General features: G+C 71.2%; 14 protein-coding genes. 5 read left to right on the forward strand and 9 right to left on the reverse strand.

Annotated features, from left to right (window positions below; all coding sequences use genetic code 11):
- Positions 1-18 precede the first annotated feature (18 nt).
- Complete coding sequence (locus AVL61_RS03230; protein ID WP_058872910.1) at positions 19-471, forward strand: hypothetical protein; 453 nt, start codon at positions 19-21, stop codon at positions 469-471.
- Between the two features lie 56 nt (positions 472-527).
- Here AVL61_RS03230 and AVL61_RS03235 read toward each other — a convergent pair whose 3' ends face one another.
- Positions 528-2,429, reverse strand: coding sequence for a DUF262 domain-containing protein (locus AVL61_RS03235; RefSeq protein WP_058872911.1), 1,902 nt, complete (start codon positions 2,427-2,429; stop codon positions 528-530).
- Positions 2,430-2,720: 291 nt separating this feature from the next.
- On the reverse strand, positions 2,721-3,461 hold the full coding sequence (locus tag AVL61_RS03240) for a hypothetical protein (protein WP_058872912.1): 741 nt from the start codon (positions 3,459-3,461) through the stop codon (positions 2,721-2,723).
- A gap of 184 nt (positions 3,462-3,645) precedes the next feature.
- Between AVL61_RS03240 and AVL61_RS03245 the strand changes: the two genes are divergently transcribed.
- Entirely contained in the window at positions 3,646-5,007 is a 1,362-nt protein-coding gene (locus AVL61_RS03245) for a hypothetical protein (protein WP_058872913.1), read from the forward strand.
- Between the two features lie 70 nt (positions 5,008-5,077).
- Here the strand turns inward: AVL61_RS03245 and AVL61_RS03250 are convergent, their stop codons facing one another.
- Positions 5,078-6,205 (reverse strand): flavin-containing monooxygenase, encoded by a 1,128-nt coding sequence (locus AVL61_RS03250; protein WP_058872914.1) that lies wholly within the window; start codon positions 6,203-6,205, stop codon positions 5,078-5,080.
- 58 nt (positions 6,206-6,263) lie between these two features.
- Complete coding sequence (locus tag AVL61_RS03255; RefSeq protein ID WP_058872915.1) at positions 6,264-7,319, reverse strand: class I SAM-dependent methyltransferase; 1,056 nt, start codon at positions 7,317-7,319, stop codon at positions 6,264-6,266.
- 94 nt (positions 7,320-7,413) lie between these two features.
- Here AVL61_RS03255 and AVL61_RS03260 point away from each other — a divergent pair, with 94 nt between their 5' ends.
- Positions 7,414-10,359, forward strand: coding sequence for an AfsR/SARP family transcriptional regulator (locus AVL61_RS03260; RefSeq protein ID WP_197412626.1), 2,946 nt, complete (start codon positions 7,414-7,416; stop codon positions 10,357-10,359).
- Between the two features lie 70 nt (positions 10,360-10,429).
- On the opposite strand, the gene AVL61_RS03265 is transcribed toward AVL61_RS03260, so the two are convergent.
- The gene (locus tag AVL61_RS03265) at positions 10,430-11,779 is read right to left on the reverse strand and encodes an alkaline phosphatase PhoX (RefSeq protein WP_058873218.1); all 1,350 of its coding nucleotides are present in this window, start codon (positions 11,777-11,779) and stop codon (positions 10,430-10,432) included.
- Positions 11,780-12,055: 276 nt separating this feature from the next.
- Between AVL61_RS03265 and AVL61_RS03270 the strand changes: the two genes are divergently transcribed.
- The gene (locus tag AVL61_RS03270; RefSeq protein WP_058872917.1) at positions 12,056-12,727 is read left to right on the forward strand and encodes a DNA alkylation repair protein; all 672 of its coding nucleotides are present in this window, start codon (positions 12,056-12,058) and stop codon (positions 12,725-12,727) included.
- Positions 12,728-12,754: 27 nt separating this feature from the next.
- Here AVL61_RS03270 and AVL61_RS03275 read toward each other — a convergent pair whose 3' ends face one another.
- The 4 genes from AVL61_RS03275 to AVL61_RS03290 all read right to left on the reverse strand — a co-directional run bounded on the left by AVL61_RS03275 (position 12,755) and on the right by AVL61_RS03290 (position 17,415).
- Entirely contained in the window at positions 12,755-13,441 is a 687-nt protein-coding gene (locus AVL61_RS03275; protein ID WP_058872918.1) for a GntR family transcriptional regulator, read from the reverse strand.
- Between the two features lie 76 nt (positions 13,442-13,517).
- Positions 13,518-14,756, reverse strand: coding sequence for an FAD-dependent oxidoreductase (locus AVL61_RS03280; RefSeq protein ID WP_058872919.1), 1,239 nt, complete (start codon positions 14,754-14,756; stop codon positions 13,518-13,520).
- Positions 14,757-14,834: 78 nt separating this feature from the next.
- Entirely contained in the window at positions 14,835-15,782 is a 948-nt protein-coding gene (locus AVL61_RS03285; protein ID WP_058872920.1) for an ornithine cyclodeaminase family protein, read from the reverse strand.
- Positions 15,783-15,834: 52 nt separating this feature from the next.
- Entirely contained in the window at positions 15,835-17,415 is a 1,581-nt protein-coding gene (locus AVL61_RS03290; RefSeq protein ID WP_231738266.1) for an alanine/glycine:cation symporter family protein, read from the reverse strand.
- Between the two features lie 451 nt (positions 17,416-17,866).
- Here AVL61_RS03290 and AVL61_RS03295 point away from each other — a divergent pair, with 451 nt between their 5' ends.
- Entirely contained in the window at positions 17,867-19,156 is a 1,290-nt protein-coding gene (locus tag AVL61_RS03295) for a Glu/Leu/Phe/Val family dehydrogenase (protein WP_058872922.1), read from the forward strand.
- Positions 19,157-19,208 lie beyond the last annotated feature (52 nt).

Raw genomic sequence — 19,208 nt, forward strand, 5'->3', positions numbered from 1 at the left:
TCTGGATAAAGTCAGCGCATGGAAAACTTCAGGGCCATCGATCCCCATCTCTGCTCCATTGTCGAGACGGCAGAAAAGGGTGTGGAGCTTCAACGGATCGTCGTCATGTGCGGTGCTACGACGTATGTGGGCATCCCCGTCTCCACCGGTGGGTTCATCAAGGCTACGCACAAAGCCTATGTGGACGAAGTGGTCAAGGGTGTAGGCGGTTGGAAAACCTCCTGGCAGGAGAAGGAAGTAATTGCCACTGAGCGAGTGAACGACATGTTCGCCTCCATCGCACTGCAAGACTCCGGATCGACTCCAGAAGTGCTGTCCCTCCTCAATGCCACCGTCATCCCACCGGGAATGACGAGCTACGAGGTGCCAGCCCTGCGCATCCACCTCGGACAGATCGACTCCTGGTGGACCGCTCCTTTCCTGGACCACCAAGTCAAGATCCGAGGCGGAGGCGTGGGCGTCAGCTTTTGATTTCGTCCCGGGCGGCACCGATATGGTGTCGCCCGGGACTGAGCGGGCGCCCGCTGTTATTCGGAAATTCCGCTCAACACCTCACTCGTGCGGTAGACCTCCAGCCGTTGGGGCGACCAGATCTCCTTCACAAGCCGGGACACGAGCCCACTTCGTTCTGATTGTTCCGCGAGACCGTAGTGTTCGTACGGCCGGAATGGCAGTTCGCGTTCCTGAACAAATTTCGAGAATTGCGGACTGTGCTCATATGCGGAAGCCGTAAGGCTCGCCGCGTAAAGGTTTTGTTTTGCGTAATGCGGGGCCTTCTCCTCGAAGGTTTTATCCTGGAAGCTCCGGTTGACGTCGGCGGGCAACAAGACCAGGCCAGCGATATTCTCCCGCGAGTTCTCAAAATCTCGTTCGGAGTCGAATTGATCCGCATACGGTTCGTAATGATTTGCCCAGATGTGCTCGATATCCAAAGGATTGCCGGATGTTCGATCAACGTACTTGTCGAAAAGGTCCAATCGACCTGACTGCGTCTCGACGTATGCTGTGATCCGCGCGAGCATGTGGTAGACGTACCGCTTGCTGAACTGGTTGATGCTCAACTGGGGGATGCCGTGACGCCCCCTGCCTTGGATCCCATCAAAGCTGACGTCATCGAGCGTCAACTGCTCCAGGAGAATGTCGACCAACTCGTCCAAGGACTTGCGGCGAATCTTCTTCGTCAGGAGATGCATGGCGTAGCTGACGGAGGAGTAACCCACCCGGACGTAGTTCGAGGTCCGGCGCATGATCCAGATGTCCAAGTAGGTCGCGGTGGCTGCGATCTTGCGCCGCACTGTTTCGTCGTCGTCGTTGACGTCCAAGGGGGCGAGCAGTACGGTGCTCTGCCATGTGAACTCGTTGTGGGCGTTGTAGAACACCGGTTCGAGGCCCGCGGTATAGCGCTGTCCGGCGTGCCGGACGAGGGCGAAGGCGCGGGCGAAAAAGGGAAATTCCTCGGTCATCAACCGAAAATTGGCATTTTCGTCACCGACGCCAATGTGCTCCCGGCGATCTCTAACCCATCGGTGGAAGACCGAGCCAATAAGTTCCCAATCTTGGTCCACAGCCCCAGCGCGACGCTCACGGGTGCTTTCAGAGTACTGAGCACGCAGCCATGCCTTGATGCACGCGGCGTCCTGTTCCATGTCTGGGGCGTCGTCAGATGTGTTCAAGCGCAGGACTGTTTCGCGCCATTTCTTGTTGGCATGCCGGCGGTTCTCATCGTCTTCGATGGGAGCCAACAAGTATGCCTTCAGCATGTCGACAGGGCTCAATGGTTTTCCCCTGTCGTTCATGGTTTCGAATATGGCGTACGCCTGGGTGTCACTGCCAGCGCTGATTTCAATGAGTCCAACGTTGGCGACCAGCCAATAGATGAAGTTCGCCAGGGACGAGCCCAGTTCGTTGGCCAAGTCGAACGATTCGATGTCCCTGTATCGAGCAAGAATGTTGCGGACAGACTCGTCCTTGCCCTCAACATTGTAGTCTTCTCCGTTGAACAGGGCCCGCACGACGGGGACACGTTCAGGGATGTCCAGATTGAACTTTTGCTCTCCGTAATCGTCGGAATAGATCAGTGGCTCGAGGGTAGTGATCACACCGAGCCCGCGGTCTTTGGCCTCTCGATAGAGGTGGATGAGCAATAAAGTGAGTGACGTGACGCGCTGTTGACCGTCGACCAGATAGGTCTTCGCGTTCCGGTCGGTCACGATGATTGAGCCCAGGAAATACTGGCCGTATGTCTTGACCTTGCTCGTCGGGTCGCCTTCATCGTACTCATTACGGAACTTGCCGATAAGATCGAAGACGAGTTCCTCGATGTTCTTGTAGTCCCACTTGTATTCACGTTGGTAGTCATCAATGGAGAACGTTCGCGCTTGAAGCAGGTTCTTGATTGATCGGTACGTTGGCTGAATATTATTGCTCACGGAATTCCCCTGTCACGTCCTCGAGCTTCTGTGGTTACTCCCCGTTCTACCAGTGATTCCGACGGTACTGTCGCGGTGGGCACCCGCGTCACCGTTGCCGGTCTCGATGTTGGAATAGGAGTCGTGCTCCCCCACCACGAGTGCACGCCTGGCGCCTGCGGAGGCCCAGCCTGTGCGGGTAGGACCAGCGGCGTCGAGGGGAGGCCGGGCTGGCCCCAAAGACCTATCACGTCCAAGAGCACACATCGGCTCGGCCGTTAGAACGGTTCCTTCCCCGGGGCGGGAGCGCGCCTACTTCCGCCTTGGATCACGTCCGTGGGAGTCCGGCGCTACGTCCGTTGAAGTCGTCCGTTCGCCGCTCGCTTCGAGCGGCTCCGTGGTGTGCCACCGCCCCAGCGCCCGCCACAGCAGGACCCCGCCGCCGGCGATGAGGGCCAGCGGCCACAGGTAGTCGAGCACGCTCAGCAGCGCCGCGGCCTCCAGGGCGATCAGCACGGCGAGCACCGCCAGCGCCGCGGCGGGGATCCACGCCCACCGTTGTCGTCCCGGTCCGCCGGGCAGGACGGCAACCAGGGCGAAGGTGAGGGCGAGGCCCGCGAAGAACAGGGCGCCGGACGCGCGCTCCCTGGACACGGCGGCGTCCCACACGGACGTCACCGCGAGGGTGATCAGCACCCCGGCGGGAATGATCGCCCACCAGCGCTCGTGCTGGCGCAGGTACACCGCCGCGAAGCCGGCGCCCATCGACCCCAGGAACAGCGACCCGCCCCACATCGCGGCGCCGGGCAGCCCGGCCTCGCCCGCGAGCACGGTCAGGCCCAGACCCAGCAGCGCACCGCCGGGCAACGCCGCCCACCAGGTCTCCCGGCCCGTGGCGAACAGATACCAGAAGACGGCGGCGGCCGCGAGGAACAGCACGCCCCAGAACAGCCCGACGGCCACCGCGGCCCCCATCGCCTGGAGCAGCAGCAAAATGCCTGCGACGAGCAGGAGCGCTCCGAACAGGGCGACGACGGTCCGCTGCGTTCTCATACCCCTCACCTCTTTCGCTTCCAGGGTGCGATCGACGACGCATCCGTCGTTCGGCACCGGAATCACCCTCTGGCCCCGTCGGTACCGCCCGGCCCTTCATCTTGCATTTCGATCTTCCCATCCCCTCGAGTTCGGCTCATGCTTCAGGGAACATCGTTCGCGCGCGTCCGTGGGGGAGATCGGCATGCCGGAGCAGAAGATGGAAAGGCACTACCCGAAAGTGGCGGCACTCCGTCCGCGCACCGAAGGGGATGTTCCCGAGGAAGGGCAGCGACAGCTCTACCTCGCGCGCATCGTCATGGCGGAGGCCGCGGCAGCAGAGGCCGCCAGAAGGGTTCCCAGGAATCCGCGGCTGGTGTCGAGCACCCACGGGGAGATCGGCAGGATGTTGTTGGCCATCCCCTCCTATGCCGTCACGGACGTCGACGGCCGCCCGAACCCGCTGGCAGCTGCATACCGGGACCTGGTGTCCAAGCTCGGCCCGGAGGTCGACCTCGAGGTGATCACCCACGAATCCGTCGAGGCCGAAGTGCGCGCCTGGTTCGACGCCGACCGGCAAGGGGACGTCCACGTCATCGCCGTCGTGGATCATCTGCACTTCTCGGTGTGGGCTGAGGACGGCTATGCCATCGTGCAGGACGAGGGCGCGGGAACCCCCGCCTTCGTCGAGCCGTTCTCCTTCCCTCGCTACGGGGACGCCCTCCTCGCGGACATCGTCAGCAACCACACCGACATGGGTCACTCCCAGGCCCCCCTCTACTTCCAGGGGGGAAACCTGCTCATCGGCGACGACTTCTTTTTGATCGGCGCCGACTATCCCGCCAACTCGCTGAGCTACGTGTATCAAGCGATCATCCCGGCTCCGGGAGAAAGCCCTCCGGCAACCGTTCGACGCCTGTACTCGGAGTACTTGGACACGTCCCGAGTCATGCACTATGTGGGAAGCACTGTTCCCGTACCGGCTCAGGCGGTCCGGCCGATCACAGTCGATGGGACGGAATGGCAGGAGATCGTCCACTTCGGCAACAAGGCCGGAACGGTCCAGCCTCTCTTCCACATCGACATGTTCATCACCCTGGCGGGCAGGGGCTCTGACGGCCGATACCGGCTGCTCGTGGGAGACCCCCGGATGGCGGCGCAGATTCTGGACGTGCCGCTCTGGCCCGGTGCCATGCAGGAAGTGTTCGACAACATCGCACTCCACTTGGATGCCCTGGGCTTCGACGTCCACCGGAATCCTCTTCCGCTCACCCATGTGGACGACCCGGCTGACCGATTGCGCACCTGGTACTTCGCGACCAGCAACAACGCCCTGGCGCAGATCGGGAGCGACGGGACGAAGCGTGTGTGGCTGCCCACCTATGGGCACGGCGCATGGAGCGATCTGGCCAGAACGGATGAGGCGAACCGGGAGGTCTGGCAGTCCCTCGGCTTCGAGGTCACGATGCTCGGGGATTTCCACCCGTTCGCCGAGAATCTCGGGGCGGTCCACTGCATCAAGAAGTACCTGGACAGAACCGACGGACAGGGGAGCCTTCCCACCTAGGCCGGCCACTCCGCGACGACGGCGGGAGAGAAGCTCCGCGCCGGTCCGCCCGCCGCGGTGAGTGATGCGGTCAGGAGGTCGTCGCCGCGATCTCCCGCGCCACCCGCTTCGCGATCGTCCCGACGTACCCGGTCAAGCCCGGGCGGAATACGTAGCCGACGAACCGCAGGCCCGGGGCCACCTCGCGGCCGGTGCCGTCCAGCGGCAGGCCGCGCTCGTCCAGCACCCCGAGAGCGCCGACGAGGTCCTCCAGACCGGTCCGGTAGCCCGTGGCGGCGATCACGGCGTCGGCGGGCTCGCGCCGGCCGCCCGCCAGGAGCACGCTGTCGCCGTCGAGCCCGACCACCGCGGGGACGCACTCGATCGCTCCGCTGCGGATTTCGTCGAGGACCTCCGCGTCGACGATCGCGGGCGTGACACCGCGGCTCCTGATCGAGGCCATGGCGCCCTCGACGGGGCGGGGCAGCCCGTAGGCACTGAGATCCCCGACCGTCCTCCGCTGGAGAGCGAAGAGCAGCCGGTCCACGAGCGCGTCCGGCAGGCGCAGCAGCAGCGGGACCGGCAGATCGCCGGGCAGGCCGTGGAGCTCCCGCAGGAGGATGTTGGGCGGGGTGCGCACGGCGAGCAACACCCGCCGGGCACCGCCGGCCGCGAGCTGGTGGGCGATCTCCATCCCGCTGGTGCCGGCGCCGGCGACCAGCACCGTGCGCCCCGCGAAGGGCGCGGGATTGCGGTAGGCCGAGGAGTGCAGGACCTCGCCGTCGAAGGCATCCTCGGAGGCCCAGGCCGGCAGCTTCGGCCGGTTGAGGGCGCCGGTGGCGACCACCACGTGCTCGGCGTGCCGCTCGCCGGCCGAGGTGCTGACGCACCAGCCGCCGCTGTCGGGGCGGATCCCGAAGACCTCCACCCCGGTCTCCAAGGCCAGGCCGCGGTCGGCGGCGTAGCGCCGCAGATAGGCGATGTACTGGTCGCGGGTGGGGAACTGGCCGTACTCGCGCGGAAAGGGCGCCCCGGGCAGTGCGGAGTGGCGCCGGGAGGTGTTGAACCGCAGGGCGTCGTAGCGGCCCGTCCAGGCGGCGCCGGGCTGCGGGCCGCGCTCGAGCACGATGGCCGGCACGCCCCGGGCGCCCAGTTCGGCGGCGGTGGCCAGGCCGGCCGGGCCGGCGCCGAGGACCAGGACGCGGGGAGTGATGTCCATGGCGTGTCCTTTCGGATCAGGGGGCTGGTCCACCCCGGCCACGAGGTGTGGCCGGGGCTCAGGGCCGAGCCTGGAGGACCATGTTGAACGGAGTGTCCGCCACCCGGCGCACGTCCCGGAAGCCGCCCTCGGTGAGGACGTCGCGCAGCGCCCGCTCCCCGGCCTGGCCGCCGAGCGCGAGCCCCACCGGCTGGGACAGGGAGTTGGGGGTGCACAGGAACGTGGACGCCGCGTAGCCGAGCGGCGCCGCCGGGTTGGCGAGGTTCGCCGCGAGGTCGTCGCCGGCCTGGAGCTCGACGAGGACGAGCGAGCCGCCGGGCGCGAGGGCGTTGCGGGCGTAGGCGGCCGCCCCCACGGGGTCGCCCAGGTCGTGGAAGGCGTCGACGAACGTCACGAGGTCGTAGTCGTGGCCCGGGTACTCGTGGCAGTGGGCGACCTCGAAGCTCACCCGGTCCGCCACCCCGGCCGCCGCGGCTCGGGCCCGGGCGATCTCGATGGATGGTTCGTGGGGATCGAAGCCGACGAATCGGGAGCGGGGAAACGCCTGCGCGAGCATGATCAGCGGCGCACCGTGCCCGGTGCCCACGTCCGCCACGGTGGCGCCGGCGGTGAGTCGTTCGGCGACGCCGTCGAGCGCCGGGACCCACTCCGTCACCAGGCTCCGCCGGTACTGCGCCGACCAGAAGCGCTCGGTCTGCTCGAAGACCACGGGGTCGTGCTCGCCCCAGGCGATTCCCTCGCCCGTGCGGAAGGCCTCCAGCAGGGGGTCGACGTCCCGGAACATCCCGCCCGGGAGCAGGCACGCTGCCACCGTCCCGTCGTCGGTGAGCACCGCGGCCCACTCCGCAGGCAGGGTGAAGGTCTCCTCCGCCGCGTCGTATCCGAGGATCCCGGCGGCGGCCTGCTGGGCCAGCCACTCGCGGACGTAGCGTTCGTGGGTGCCGGTGGCCGCGGCGAGCCGGCCGGGCGTGGCCGGGCCGAGGTGCTCCAGCGCGGCGTAGAGGCCGAGCCGGTCGCCGACGAGGACCATCGCCGTCGTCGCGGCCGCGGTGACGAGGCCGAAGTACTCCTGGGCGCGCTGCGCCACGAGGTCCTCGGTGCGGGTGGTGGTCATCGGAGGGTCCCTTCGTCGTCGGTCGTGTCCCACGATGCTCCCCGGCCCTGTCACGGACCTTTCATCGCGCGGTCAGCGGCGGACAATGGGGAACATGGCACAGGACCCGGTGGAGATCGGCGTCCTGGGGGCGCTCGAGGTCCGGCGCGCCGGGACGCCCGCCGCGCTGCCCGGTGCGCGGCCGCGCGCGGCCCTCGCCGCGCTCACCGTGCACGCCCCGCACCCGGTCTCCGTGGACGCGCTCGTCGCGGCGGTGTGGGGCGACGACGCGGTGCCGGCCCGGCCGCGCGGCGCCGTGCACACCGTGGTGTCCCGGCTGCGCGCGGTCCTGGGCGGGGAGGCCGTGCGGGCGGGACCGGCGGGCTACTGCCTGGCGCTGCCGGACGGGGCGGTCGACGCCGGCCGCTTCGAGGCGCTCCGCCGGCGGGCCGCCGGACTGCCGCCGGACCGGGCGGCCGGGACGCTCGACGAGGCGCTGGCGCTGTGGCGCGGCCCCGCCTACGCCGAGTTCGCTGACCGCGGCTTCGCGGTGGCCGAGGCCGCGCGGCTGGAGGAGCTGCGGCTGCGGACCGTGGAGGACCGGGCCGTGCTGGCCCTGCAGGCGGGGGCCGTCGACGACGCCGTGTCCGCGCTCGAGGAGCTCGTCGCCGAGCAGCCGCTGCGGGAGCGGGCCCACGGGCTGCTCATGACCGCCCTCTACCGCGCCGGCCGGGCGGCGGAGGCCCTCGACCGGTTCGCCGCGCTGCGCCGCACCCTCGCCGGCGAGCTGGGCCTGGACCCGGCACCGGCCCTGCGGGAGCTGCAGCTGCGGATCCTCGGCCACGACCTGCCGGAGGGGCCGTCGTCGTCGCCCGTGCGCCCGGCGCCACCGGTCCGTCTGGTGCCGTCCGCCCCGCCGGTGCCACCCGCCTGGCGGCCGGCCGCGGACGCCTTCGTCGGGCGGGAGGACGACGTCGAGCAGCTGCTGCTGGCCGTGGCCGCGCACCGCCTGGTGTGCGTCACCGGTTCCGGCGGGATCGGCAAGTCCCGGCTCGTCGCCGAGGCCCTGCCCGCACTGTCCCGGCGGCTCGACCGCCCGGCCGTGGTGGTCGAGCTCGACGACGCCGCCCCCGCACAGGCGGACGCCCGCGTCGCGGCGGCCCTGGGCCTGGGCGCGGCCGGGGAGCTGCGGACGGCGGTGCTCGAGTACCTCGCGGCCTCCTCGCTGATCCTCGTCCTCGACGGCTGCGAGCGGGTCCTGGGTGAGATCCGCGAACTGGCCGAAGCGGTGGGCCGGGCGGCGCCGCGGGTCCACGTCCTGGCGACGAGCCGGCACCGGCTGGAGCTGCCCGCCGAGCAGGTCCTCCCGCTGGCGCCGCTGCCGCTGCCGGACCCGGCGGACGCCCCGGACCGGGCCGCGCTCACCGCCTCCGTGCGGCTGTTCCTCGACCGGCTGCGCCGCGTCCGGCCGGCTGCCCCGCTTCCCGCGCCGGTCCTGCACGACATCGGCGAGCTGTGCCGCCGCCTCGACGGGATCCCGCTGGCCCTGGAACTGGCCGCCGTGCAGGCGGCCGCGCTCGGCGTCCGACCCGTCCTCGAGGGCATCGGGTCGGGGCTGCAGCTCGACGACGGAGCGCACGGGCCGCTGCGGGCCGTCGTCGCCCGGTCGTACGCCCTGCTCGCCCCGCCCGACCGGGCGCTGCTCGGCCGGCTGTCCGCGTTCACCGGCACCTTCGACCTCGAGGCCGCCGAGCAGGTCGTCCCCGAGCCGGGCGAGGCCCGGGCGGTGCTCGCCCGGCTCGTCCAGGCCTCGCTGGTGCTGCCCGTGGAGGACGGCGCGGCCACGCGGTACCGGCTGCTCGGGATCATCCGGGCCTTCGCCGCCGAGCGCGCCGACGACGGCACGGCCGCGGCCTTCTGGGCCTGGGCGGCCGGGCACGCCGAGCGGTGCGCCCGCGAGGCGGCCGGTCCCGCATGCGGCGCGGCGCTGCGCGGGCTCGAGCTCGCCCGCGGGGACCTGGCCTCCGCCGTCGCCGGCGCCCTCGCGGCCGGGCACCTCGAACCGGCCACTCGCACCGTCGGCGCCCTCGGGCTGTGCGTGCACTGGATCCCGGGCCCGGTGCTGTCCGAGCTGGCTCTCCGGGTGGGGGAGCACCCCGGCATCGACGGGACCGCGGCCGCCGCCCTCGCCCTCGGGGCTGCCACGCTGGCCGCCGACGAGCGCGGTGAGCCGGCCCGCGCGCGCCGGCTCGGGGCGCGCGCGCTCCGGGCGGCCTCGACGCCGGCCGAGCGGTACCTGGCGCTGGCGGCCCGGGGCATCGCGGCCATGTACGCCGGGGACCGGGGAGAGGCGGCGCGCTGCTGGCAGGACGTCCTGGCGATCCCCGGCCTGCCGGACGCGTACGCGGTCGACGCCCACGCGGTGCTGGCGCTGGCCCACGCGGCGGACGGGGCGAAGCAGATGGCCGAGGAGCACGCGGCCGCGGCCCGCCGGGCGGCCGAGCGCAGCGGCGCGGCGTCCCGGGTCGCGTTCGCCCTCTACGCGAGCGGGGAGGTGCTGCTGCCCGCCGACCCGGAGGCGGCGGCCGACGTCCTGCGGGAGGCCGCGCGGCTGGCCGACGGCGTGCGCGCCGAGCAAGTCTCGGCGGTCGCCCGGGTGGCGCTGCTCTCCGCGCTCACCCGGACCGGGCGGGCGGCGGAGGCCCTGGAGCTGGCGCGCACGCTGCTCGAGCTCCAGCGGCGCGCCGGTCACTGGCCCCAGCTGTGGACCACGCTGCGGATCCTTGCCGAGCTGTTCGCCGCCGCCGGGCGCCCGGACGCGGCCGAGCTGGTCCTCGCGGCCGCCGAGACGGCCGAGTCGGCCCCCGGGCTGGCCGGCCCCGACGTGGAGCGCTACCGGGCGCTGCGGGCCACCGTCCGGGAGGGGCTCGGTGCGGAGCGCGCGCACCGGATCGCCACGCTCGCGCGGCTGCTCCCGCGCACCGAGGTCCTCGACCGGGCCCGGGACACCGCCGAGGAGCTCAGTGTCCGCCCGTCCCCGGGTCCGGCCGGCACCGCGTAGGGACGCCGCCCGGTGTCCTCCGGGCGGCGTTCCTGCGGTTCTTCTCGGGCGCCGGAGCACCCCGGACGTCCTACAGCGCGCCGTTCTCCCACGGGCCGGTGACGGCGTAGGTGATGCCGGGGCTCTGCACGTTGAAGAACAGGATCCGGCCGTCCGGGCTGAACGTGGCGCCGGCCAGCTCACTGGTGTTGGGCGAGTTCAGCTCCGCCACGTCGAAGATCCGGCCCTCGGTGGTGACCCCGCGCAGCAGGTCCTTGCCGCCGCCGTCCTCGCACAGGACCAGGCCGCCGGTGTTGGGGGACACGCAGAGGTTGTCCGGGGCCTGCAGCACCTCCGGGTCGGTCGACTCGTAGACCAGCACCAGCTGGCCGCCGGAGTTCCCGCGGGGCCGGTACTCCCACACCTGGCCGAGACCGGCGTCGCCGCCGCTGGTGGAGTTGATGTAGATCGAGCCGTCCCCGTACCAGGCGCCCTCGAGCCGGGCGAAGACCGCGCCGCCCTGCCGGTGGCCCTGCTTGAACACGGCCAGGGTGTCGGTGCTGTCCGGGTCCGGATCGGCGATGTCGACCCACTCGACCGGCAGGGGCTTGCCGACGCGCTGGCTGTAGCGGGTGTCGTACTGCGGCTGGTCCTTCACGGCCAGCATCTGCAGCGTCCCGCCGGCGGCGAGCCGGTCGCGGTCGTTCGGGAGGAACCGGTAGAACCCCGAGGTGCCGCGGTCCTCCGTCTCGTAGACGATGCCGGTCCTCGGGTCGACCGCGACGGCCTCGTGGGTGAACCGGCCCATCGCCTTGAGCGGCACCGGGTCCACCGGCGCGGTGGCGTCCGCGGGGACCTCGAACACGTAGCCGTGCGGGTGCGCCACGTCCAGGCCGGTGAACGTCTCCTCGCAGGTCAGCCACGTGCCCGCCGGGGTGGGGCCGCCGGCGCAGTTGCGGATGGTGCCGGTCAGGGACGGCCAGGTGCTGACCAGCGCCATGGCGGCGGGGTCGAAGACCAGGTTGGTGGTGCCGCCGGCGGCGTTCGGGTCGTAGCTGCGCGCGCCGAAGGCCGGCCCCTCGGCCTGCTCGTGGTTGCGCACCAGGTGGATCATGCCGTTCCCGCCGTCGAACGCGGCCATGCCGTCGTGCTTGCCCGGCGTCGGCGTGCCGTCGCTCATGGGGGTGCCGGTGTGGCCGAAGGCCACGTAGGAGAAACCGGCCGGCAGCAGCAGCTCGCCGCCCGGAGCGGGCCGCAGCGGGCCGTAGCCGCCGTTGTCCGGCGCCTGCATGGTGTCGTCGCCGCGCGCCCGCCCCTGGGCGGCGTGGGCGGTGTTGCCCATCAGCGCGGCCAGGGCGGCGGCGGCGCCCATCGCCCCGCCGGCCTTCAGGAGTCCGCGGCGTCCTACCGCTGCCGTCGTCGGGGTCTGTGCTGTCGTCATCTCGGTGCTGTCCTCACGGGGGGGGTCGGGGGTGCTTCCGTCGACCGAGCCCACCAGGGCAATCCGAACAGCGGGCCAGCACACCGTGAATGCCGAGCGTCGAGGACGTGGCGGATTCCTTCCCGTTCGTGAACGAGGACTGTTGTGGTGCGGCTCGGTGGCCGCGTGGTCCGCGGACCGCGCGCCACGCCCGGGGCGGCCGACGACGACGGGAGCGCTCGCCGGCGTCGCGTCCCTCGTAGGCTGGGACGCACCCGAGACGGACAGGAGGCCGAGGTGGCCGAGACGACGGTGGCCGAGGTGCTGGCCGAGCTGGCCGCCCTCGAGGACCCGAGGGTGCGCGCGGTGAACGAGCGGCACGGCGACGACCACGGGGTGAACCTCACGAAGCTGCGGGCGGTCGCCAAGCGGCTGAGAACGCAGCAGGACCTCGCGCACCGGCTCTGGGAGACCGGGGACACCGCGGCGCGGCTGCTGGCGCTGCTGATCTGCCGCCCGAAGGCGTTCGAGCGGGACGAGCTGGACGCCATGCTGCGCGAGGCGCGCACCCCCAAGGTGCACGACTGGCTCGTGAACTACGTGGTGCGGAAGAGCCCGCACGCCGAGGAGCTGCGGCTGGCCTGGTTCGCCGATCCCGATCCCGTGGTGGCGAGCGCCGGCTGGGCGCTGACCACCGAGCGCGTGGCGAAGCGGCCCGAGGGCCTCGACCTCGCCGGCCTGCTCGACGTCATCGAGGCGGAGATGCAGGACGCCCCGGACCGCCTGCAGTGGGCGATGAACTCCTGCCTGGCGCAGATCGGGATCGAGCACCCCGAGCACCGGGCCCGGGCCCTCGAGATCGGGGAGCGCCTGGAGGTGCTCAAGGACTACCCGACGCCGCCGAACTGCACGTCCCCGTTCGCGCCGGTCTGGATCACCGAGATCGTCCGCCGCCGCAGCGAACCCTAGATCGCGGCCGGGGCCTCGGGCCCCGGGTCAGGACTGCTCCGGCTCGCTCTCCCCGGCCCAGACGCCCCGGACGTGCCGGAGGTGCTGGGCCATGATCGACGCCGCCCGCTCGGGATCGCCCTCCTCCATGGCGTCGAGGAGCAGCTCGTGCTCCCGGGTGGACTCCACGAAGTCCGGCGAGCCGGCCATCTTGTCCAGGCCGAAGAGGCGGCTCTGGTCGCGCAGGGAGCCGACGAGCTCGAGCAGCTTCGGGTTGCCCAGGGCGGCGAGGAGGGACAGGTGGAACTCGCGGTCGGTGTCCAGGAAGCCCACCCACTCGCCCGCCTCGGCGAAGACCATCGTCCTGCGGCTCAGCTGCCGCAGCGGCGCGAAGTCGGTGACCAGGCCGCGCTCGGTGATCTCCCGCACCGCGGAGACCTCCAGCATGGCCCGGATCTGGACGATCTCGTCGAGCTCCTGGCCGGAGGGCGTGCGCACCAGGAAGCCGCGGTTGCGCCTCATCTCGATCAGGCCCTCCCGGGCGAGATCGTGCAGGGCCTCGCGCACCGGGGTGATCGAGACGTTGAGCTTCTCGGCGATCTCCCCGATGGAGTAGAGGGAGCCCGGTTCGATCCGTCCCGAGATGATCTGCGCCCGGATGATGCGCGCGGCCTGCTCCCGGTAGCTCTGCCGGGCGACCGACTCCCCAGGGGTGTCGTTCCAGGTCAGTGGCATGCTCACGGTGTTCCCCTCCCTCCTGCGGTGCTTAAGGTTTCACACCCAGGATAGCGGGGCCGGCCGCCCCGGCCGGTCAGAAGCGGTCGGCGGCCAGCGCTGCCCGGTGCCGGGCGGGGGACCGGCCCGTGACCATCTCCGCGATCAGCCGGCCCGTGGGCGGGGCGAGGCTGATGCCCAGCATGGCGTGGCCGGTGGCCACCAGCACGTGCGGGTGCCGCGGCAGGGGCCCGATGATCGGCAGCCCGTCGGGGGTCATGGGGCGCAGCCCCGTCCACGGCTGGGGCTTCGTGGAGAGGTCGGGCCACCGGGTGAAGTAGGCGGGCAGGCCGGCGAGGACCCCTCCGGCGCGCACCGCGCTGATGGTCTCGTCGAGGCCCCCGAAGCCCATGGTGCCGGCGACGCGGACCTTGGCGGCCAGCGGGGTGACCGCCACCTTGGCCTCCGCCAGGTACAGCGGGTGCGCCGGACCGCCGGCCTCCAGGGGCAGGTCGAAGCCGTAGCCCTTGCCCGCCTGCAGCAGCACGCGCTCGTGGATGCCCCGGAGGATCTGATCGGTCCAGACCCCGGCGGCGACCACGACACGGTCGCCGCGCAGCACCTCGTCGCCGACGACCACCGAGACGGAGGCGTCCGCCTCCTGCCGCAGGGAGGCGGAGCGGCCCAGGCGGAACTCGATACCCTCCCCCGCGCAGGCGGCGGCGAGGCCGGCGGTGAAGGAGGCCGGGTCCAGGGAGCGGTCCCCCAGGGTCTGCAGTCCACCGGCGACTCCGCCCGCGACGTCCGGGAGCTCCCGGTCGAGGCCGGAGCGGTCCAGGGTCCGCCAGGAGAAGCCGGGGATGAGGGCGGCCATGGTCTCCAGCTCGCCGATGTGGGCCTCGAGCTTCGCGGCGTCCCGGAACAGCATGGTCAGGGGGCCGGTGTGGCTCTCGAACTCCACCCCGTCGGCGGCCATCTCGTCGAACAGCTGCAGGGTCTCCGCGCCGAGCTCGGCCAGGACCTTCAGCCCGGCCTCGAACCGGGCGGTGGTGCAGTGGCGGAGCATGGTGAGCATGAACCGGGCGAACTGCGGGTCGAGGACGGGGGAGACGTAGAGCGGGCTGTCCCGGCGCAGCATCCAGCGCAGCGCCTGGGGCAGCATGCCCGGGGCCGGGACCGGGGTCGACATGCTGGGCACCACCCAGCCGGCGTTGTGCGCCGAGGCCTTGGACCCGGGCGGTGCCGGGTCGACGACGGTGACCTCGACGCCGCTCTTGCGCAGGTAGTACGCCGAGGACAGGCCGATGGCTCCTGCCCCGATAACGATCGTTCTCATGGGGTTCCTTCCTAGGGCGTGGGGTGCTGCCCGGGCGCCGGGGTGCACGGTTCCGGCGCCCGGACGGGTGGGTAGTCCTCAGTCCACGGTGCTGTCGAGGTCCTCGTAGACGACGCGGGCGGTGACCAGGTCCTGCCAGCCCATGCCCACGCTCTTGAAGAAGGCCGGACCGGTTCGGGGCCGGGGGCCGCTGCGGACCAGGTCGGCGAGCTCGTGCAGGTCCTCCGCGGCGATGGCCCCGTGCTCGATGCCGATGATCACGTCGCCGGCCTCGCGCAGCGCCGTCGCGACGTCCTCCACGTAGACGGTGCTGCGGGCCACCAGCTCGTCGTCGACCTCGCGGGCGTCGGGCTCGTGCGAGCCCATGGCGACGACGACGGCGTCGTCCCGCACCAGCGAGCCGTCGAAGAGCGGCTCCCGGGCGCTGGTGCAGCAGGTGATGATGTCCGCCCCGGCCACGTCGGCGGCCGTGCCGCGGCGGGCGTCGTGGCCCTCGGCCCGCAGCCCGTCGACGAGCGCGTCGGTGCTCGTCTCCGTCCGGCCGACCACCGTCACCGTGGTCAGAGTCCGCACGGCCGCGACCGCGCGCACGTGGTGCAGGGCCTGCGGCCCGGTGCCGAACACGAGCAGGGCGGCGCTCCCGGCGGGGGCCAGGTGGTCGACGGCCAGGGCGGAGACGGCCGGGGTGCGGATGGCCGTGAGTGCGGTGCCCTCGATCAGCGCCAGGGGCCGGAGGGTGTCGGCGTCGAAGAGCAGGAAGTTGCCCTGGATCTTCGGCAGTCCTCGCCGGGAGTTCCCGGGGGCGACCGTGAGCACCTTCACGCCGGCGTATCCACCGTGCTCTCCGGGCATGAGCAGGAAGCTGCCCTTCTCCAGGGGGACGCTGCTGCGGGGGAGGGCGGCCGCGGGGTCCAGCCCGTCCTGCAGGGCCTGTTCCAGGGCGGCGACGGCCCGGTTCATCGGCAGGTGTTCGGGCACCTGGCCGGCGGTGACGACGGCAATGTCGTGGATGTCGGTCGGGCTCATCGGGGTCTCTCCAGTAGGTCGCAGGAAGTGGTGCGGAAGGCGGCGCGGCGGATCACGTCTCCACCACGCTCGGGCCGGTGTCCGTCCGGGTCCCCGTGGTGGGGTTGCCCATGATGGTGCTGCGGTCGGCGTGGGCCACGAGGGGCAGCTGGCCGGTGCGGAGGTCCTCGCGGTGGCCGAAGATCTCCTTCCGGATCACCTTGGCGAGCAGGAAGACGCCCAGCAGGTTCGGGACGGTCATCAGGAAGAACATGGCGTCGGAGAAGCGGATCACGGTGTCCAGGGACACGGCCGCACCGACCACGATCATGACGACCCACACGAGGTCGTAGAGGCGTTCGGCGATCCAGCTGTCGCCGAAGAGGTAGCCGGTGGCCTTCTTGCCGTAGTAGGAGTAGCTGAGGATCGTGGAGAAGGCGAAGAGCACCACGCAGACGGTCAGCAGGTACGGGAAGACGGAGTTCACCGTGGCGAAGGCCGCGGTGGTGATGCCCACCCCGTCGGACGAGGTGTTGAGGTACTGGCCGGTGACGATGACGGCCAGGGCGGTCATGGTGCAGATGACCACGGAGTCGATGAACGGCTCCCAGGCGGCCACGAAGCCCTCCTGGGCCGGCCGGCGGTTCTTCGTCACGGAGTGGGCCAGCCCGGCGGTGCCCACCCCGGCGGCGTTGGAGAACACGGCGCGCTGGATCCCGATGATGGCCACCCCGACCAGGCCGCCGGTGACTCCCTCCCCGGTGAAGGCGCTGGAGAACATGAGGCCGATCGCCGCGGGCAGCTGGGTGATGTTCACGGCGAGGATCACGAGCACGCAGCCGAGGTAGAGCATGGCCATCAGCGGGGTGAGCTTGCTGGTCCAGCGGGCGATCGAGGTGATGCCGCCGAGGATCACGGTGCCGGCGACGACGGCCACGCCGAGGCCGATCAGCCAGGCCGAGCCGGCGAAGAAGCTGTCCTCGCCCCCGGTGGCCAGGGTCACCTGGGCGGCGAGCTGGTTGGCCTGGAAGACGTTGCCCGCGCCCAGGGCGCCGATCATCATGAAGACCGCGAAGGCGTAGGAGAGCACCTTGCCCAGCCGCGGCAGCCCGCGCTCGGCCAGGCCGTCGCGCAGGTAGTACATGGGTCCGCCGGAGATCGTGCCGTTGGCGTGCACCCGGCGGTACTTCTGGCCCAGGACGGCCTCGGCCATCTTCACCGACATGCCGAGCAGCCCGGCGATGATGATCCACAGGGAGGCGCCGGGCCCGCCGATGGAGATGGCCACGGCCACGCCGGCGATGTTGCCCAGCCCCACCGTGCCGGAGAGCTCGGTGGCCAGGGCCTGGAAGCTGGTGACCTGGCCGGGGTCGTCGTAGCGGTTGTAGTGGCCGCGGATGATCTTCAGGCTGTGCGGCAGATCCCGCCACGGCTTGAAGCCGACCAGGACCGTGAGGAACACGGCGCCGCCGAAGAGCCACACGACCAGCAGCGGCAGCTGAGCCTCGCCGATCGGGACGGCGAAGAACACGATCGACTCGAGGACGTCGACCAGGGGGCCGAAGAAGCCCTCGAGCGCCTCGTCCACGCTCACGCGGGGAACGATCGGCACGGACATCGGCACGGACATCGGAACGGCAGCGGAGGGGCTCATGCCGGCATCACCGCGGACGAGCGGGCGGGAGGGGCTGTGGGGTTCATGGCGGTTCTCCAGACGGTCGGACGGTCTGCGGTGGTGGGTGGGAGGCGGTGGATCGTCGGGCCGCGGCCCGGGGGCTTGGACACCACACGGGCCTGTGATGTGGATCTCCCGGTCATCAGCGTAGCGCACAGAGGTGTAATACCTCACTCTCGTTCCCAGGTTTTTTCCTGCTCGAAACCGGCTCTTGACGCGGAGTGGAAGTGGCTCGGACATGGCCCGCACTGCTCGGGCCTCAGGCATCAGTATCTGTTCGGGAAGCGATTCTGATGATTTCTGCCCACTAATCGTCACTGTTCCTGATGGCTCCCGGGGCGCACACTGGTGTTGTGCACGTCACACTGCCGCCGGCAGGAGTTGCTCGTGCCGCGCCCTCCCTTCCCTGCCGCCAGGAGAACCAGCTGCCATGACCACCGACGTGCCGTCCCTGCCCGAGATGGGTACCACCTCCCACACCACGGGCCCACTGGTCGACGCCCAGGCGCAGCTGGCCTCCGCCGTGGCCACCCTGGGCTACGGCCCGGGCCTGCACGCCCTGCTGGCCCGCCCGCGGCGGGAGATGACCGTGTCCATCCCGCTGCGCCGTGACGACGGCTCGGTGGACGTGCTGACCGGCCACCGGGTCCAGCACAACGTCTCCCGGGGCCCGGCCAAGGGCGGGGTGCGCTACAGCCCGCGGGTCGACCTCGACGAGGTCCGCGCCCTGGCGATGTGGATGACCTGGAAGTGCGCCCTGATCGACGTCCCCTACGGCGGCGCCAAGGGCGGGATCACCGTGGACCCCCGCCGCTGCTCCCGCCCCGAGATCGAGCGGCTGACCCGCCGCTACACCTCGGAGATCCTGCCCATCATCGGCCCCGACAAGGACATCCCCGCCCCGGACATCGGCACCGACGAGCAGACCATGGCTTGGATGATGGACACCTTCTCGGTCTCCTCCGGCTACACCGTGCCCGGGGTGGTCACCGGCAAGCCGGTGAGCCTCGGCGGGTCCCTTGGGCGTGCCTCGGCGACCTCGGCCGGGGTGGTGCACATCGCCCTGGCCGCCCTCGAGCACGTCGGCATCACCGCGGCGCGGGCCACCGCGGCGGTGCAGGGCTTCGGGAAGGTGGGCGCCGACGCCGCGCTGTTCCTCACCGAGGCCGGCGTGAAGGTCGTGTCCGTCTCCGACCAGTACGGGGCCGTCCACCAGGCCGAGGGCCTGAACATCCGCGCCCTCCAGGAGCACGTGGCCGCCACCGGCTCCGTCGGCGGCTTCCCCGGGGCCGAGGAGATCCCCGGCGAGCAGGTGCTGACCCTGGAGGTGGACCTCCTGGTGCCCGCGGCCGTGGAGGGGGTGCTCACCGGGGCCAACGCCCGCGACGTCCGCGCCCGGGTGGTCGTGGAGGGCGCCAACGGCCCCACCACCGCCGACGCCGACCGGGTCTTCACCGAGAAGGGGGTGCTCGTCGTCCCCGACATCCTGGCCAACGCCGGAGGCGTGATCGTCTCCTACTTCGAGTGGGTGCAGTCCAACCAGGCCTACTGGTGGTCCCGCCAGGAGGTCGACCACCGGCTCGAGCACCGCATGCTCTCCGCGTGGCACCACCTGCTCGACGTCGCCGCGGCCCGGGACCTCACCCTGCGGGAGGCCGCCACCGTCACCGCCGTCGAGCGCGTGGCCGACGCCCACCGCACCCGCGGCCTCTACCCCTGATCCACCGGGGGGGCGGGCGCCCGGAGGGCCGGGGCCGGGCACGGGCATCCCG

This window comes from Kocuria rosea subsp. polaris, from assembly GCF_001483755.1.
Taxonomy (GTDB): domain Bacteria; phylum Actinomycetota; class Actinomycetes; order Actinomycetales; family Micrococcaceae; genus Kocuria; species Kocuria cellulosilytica.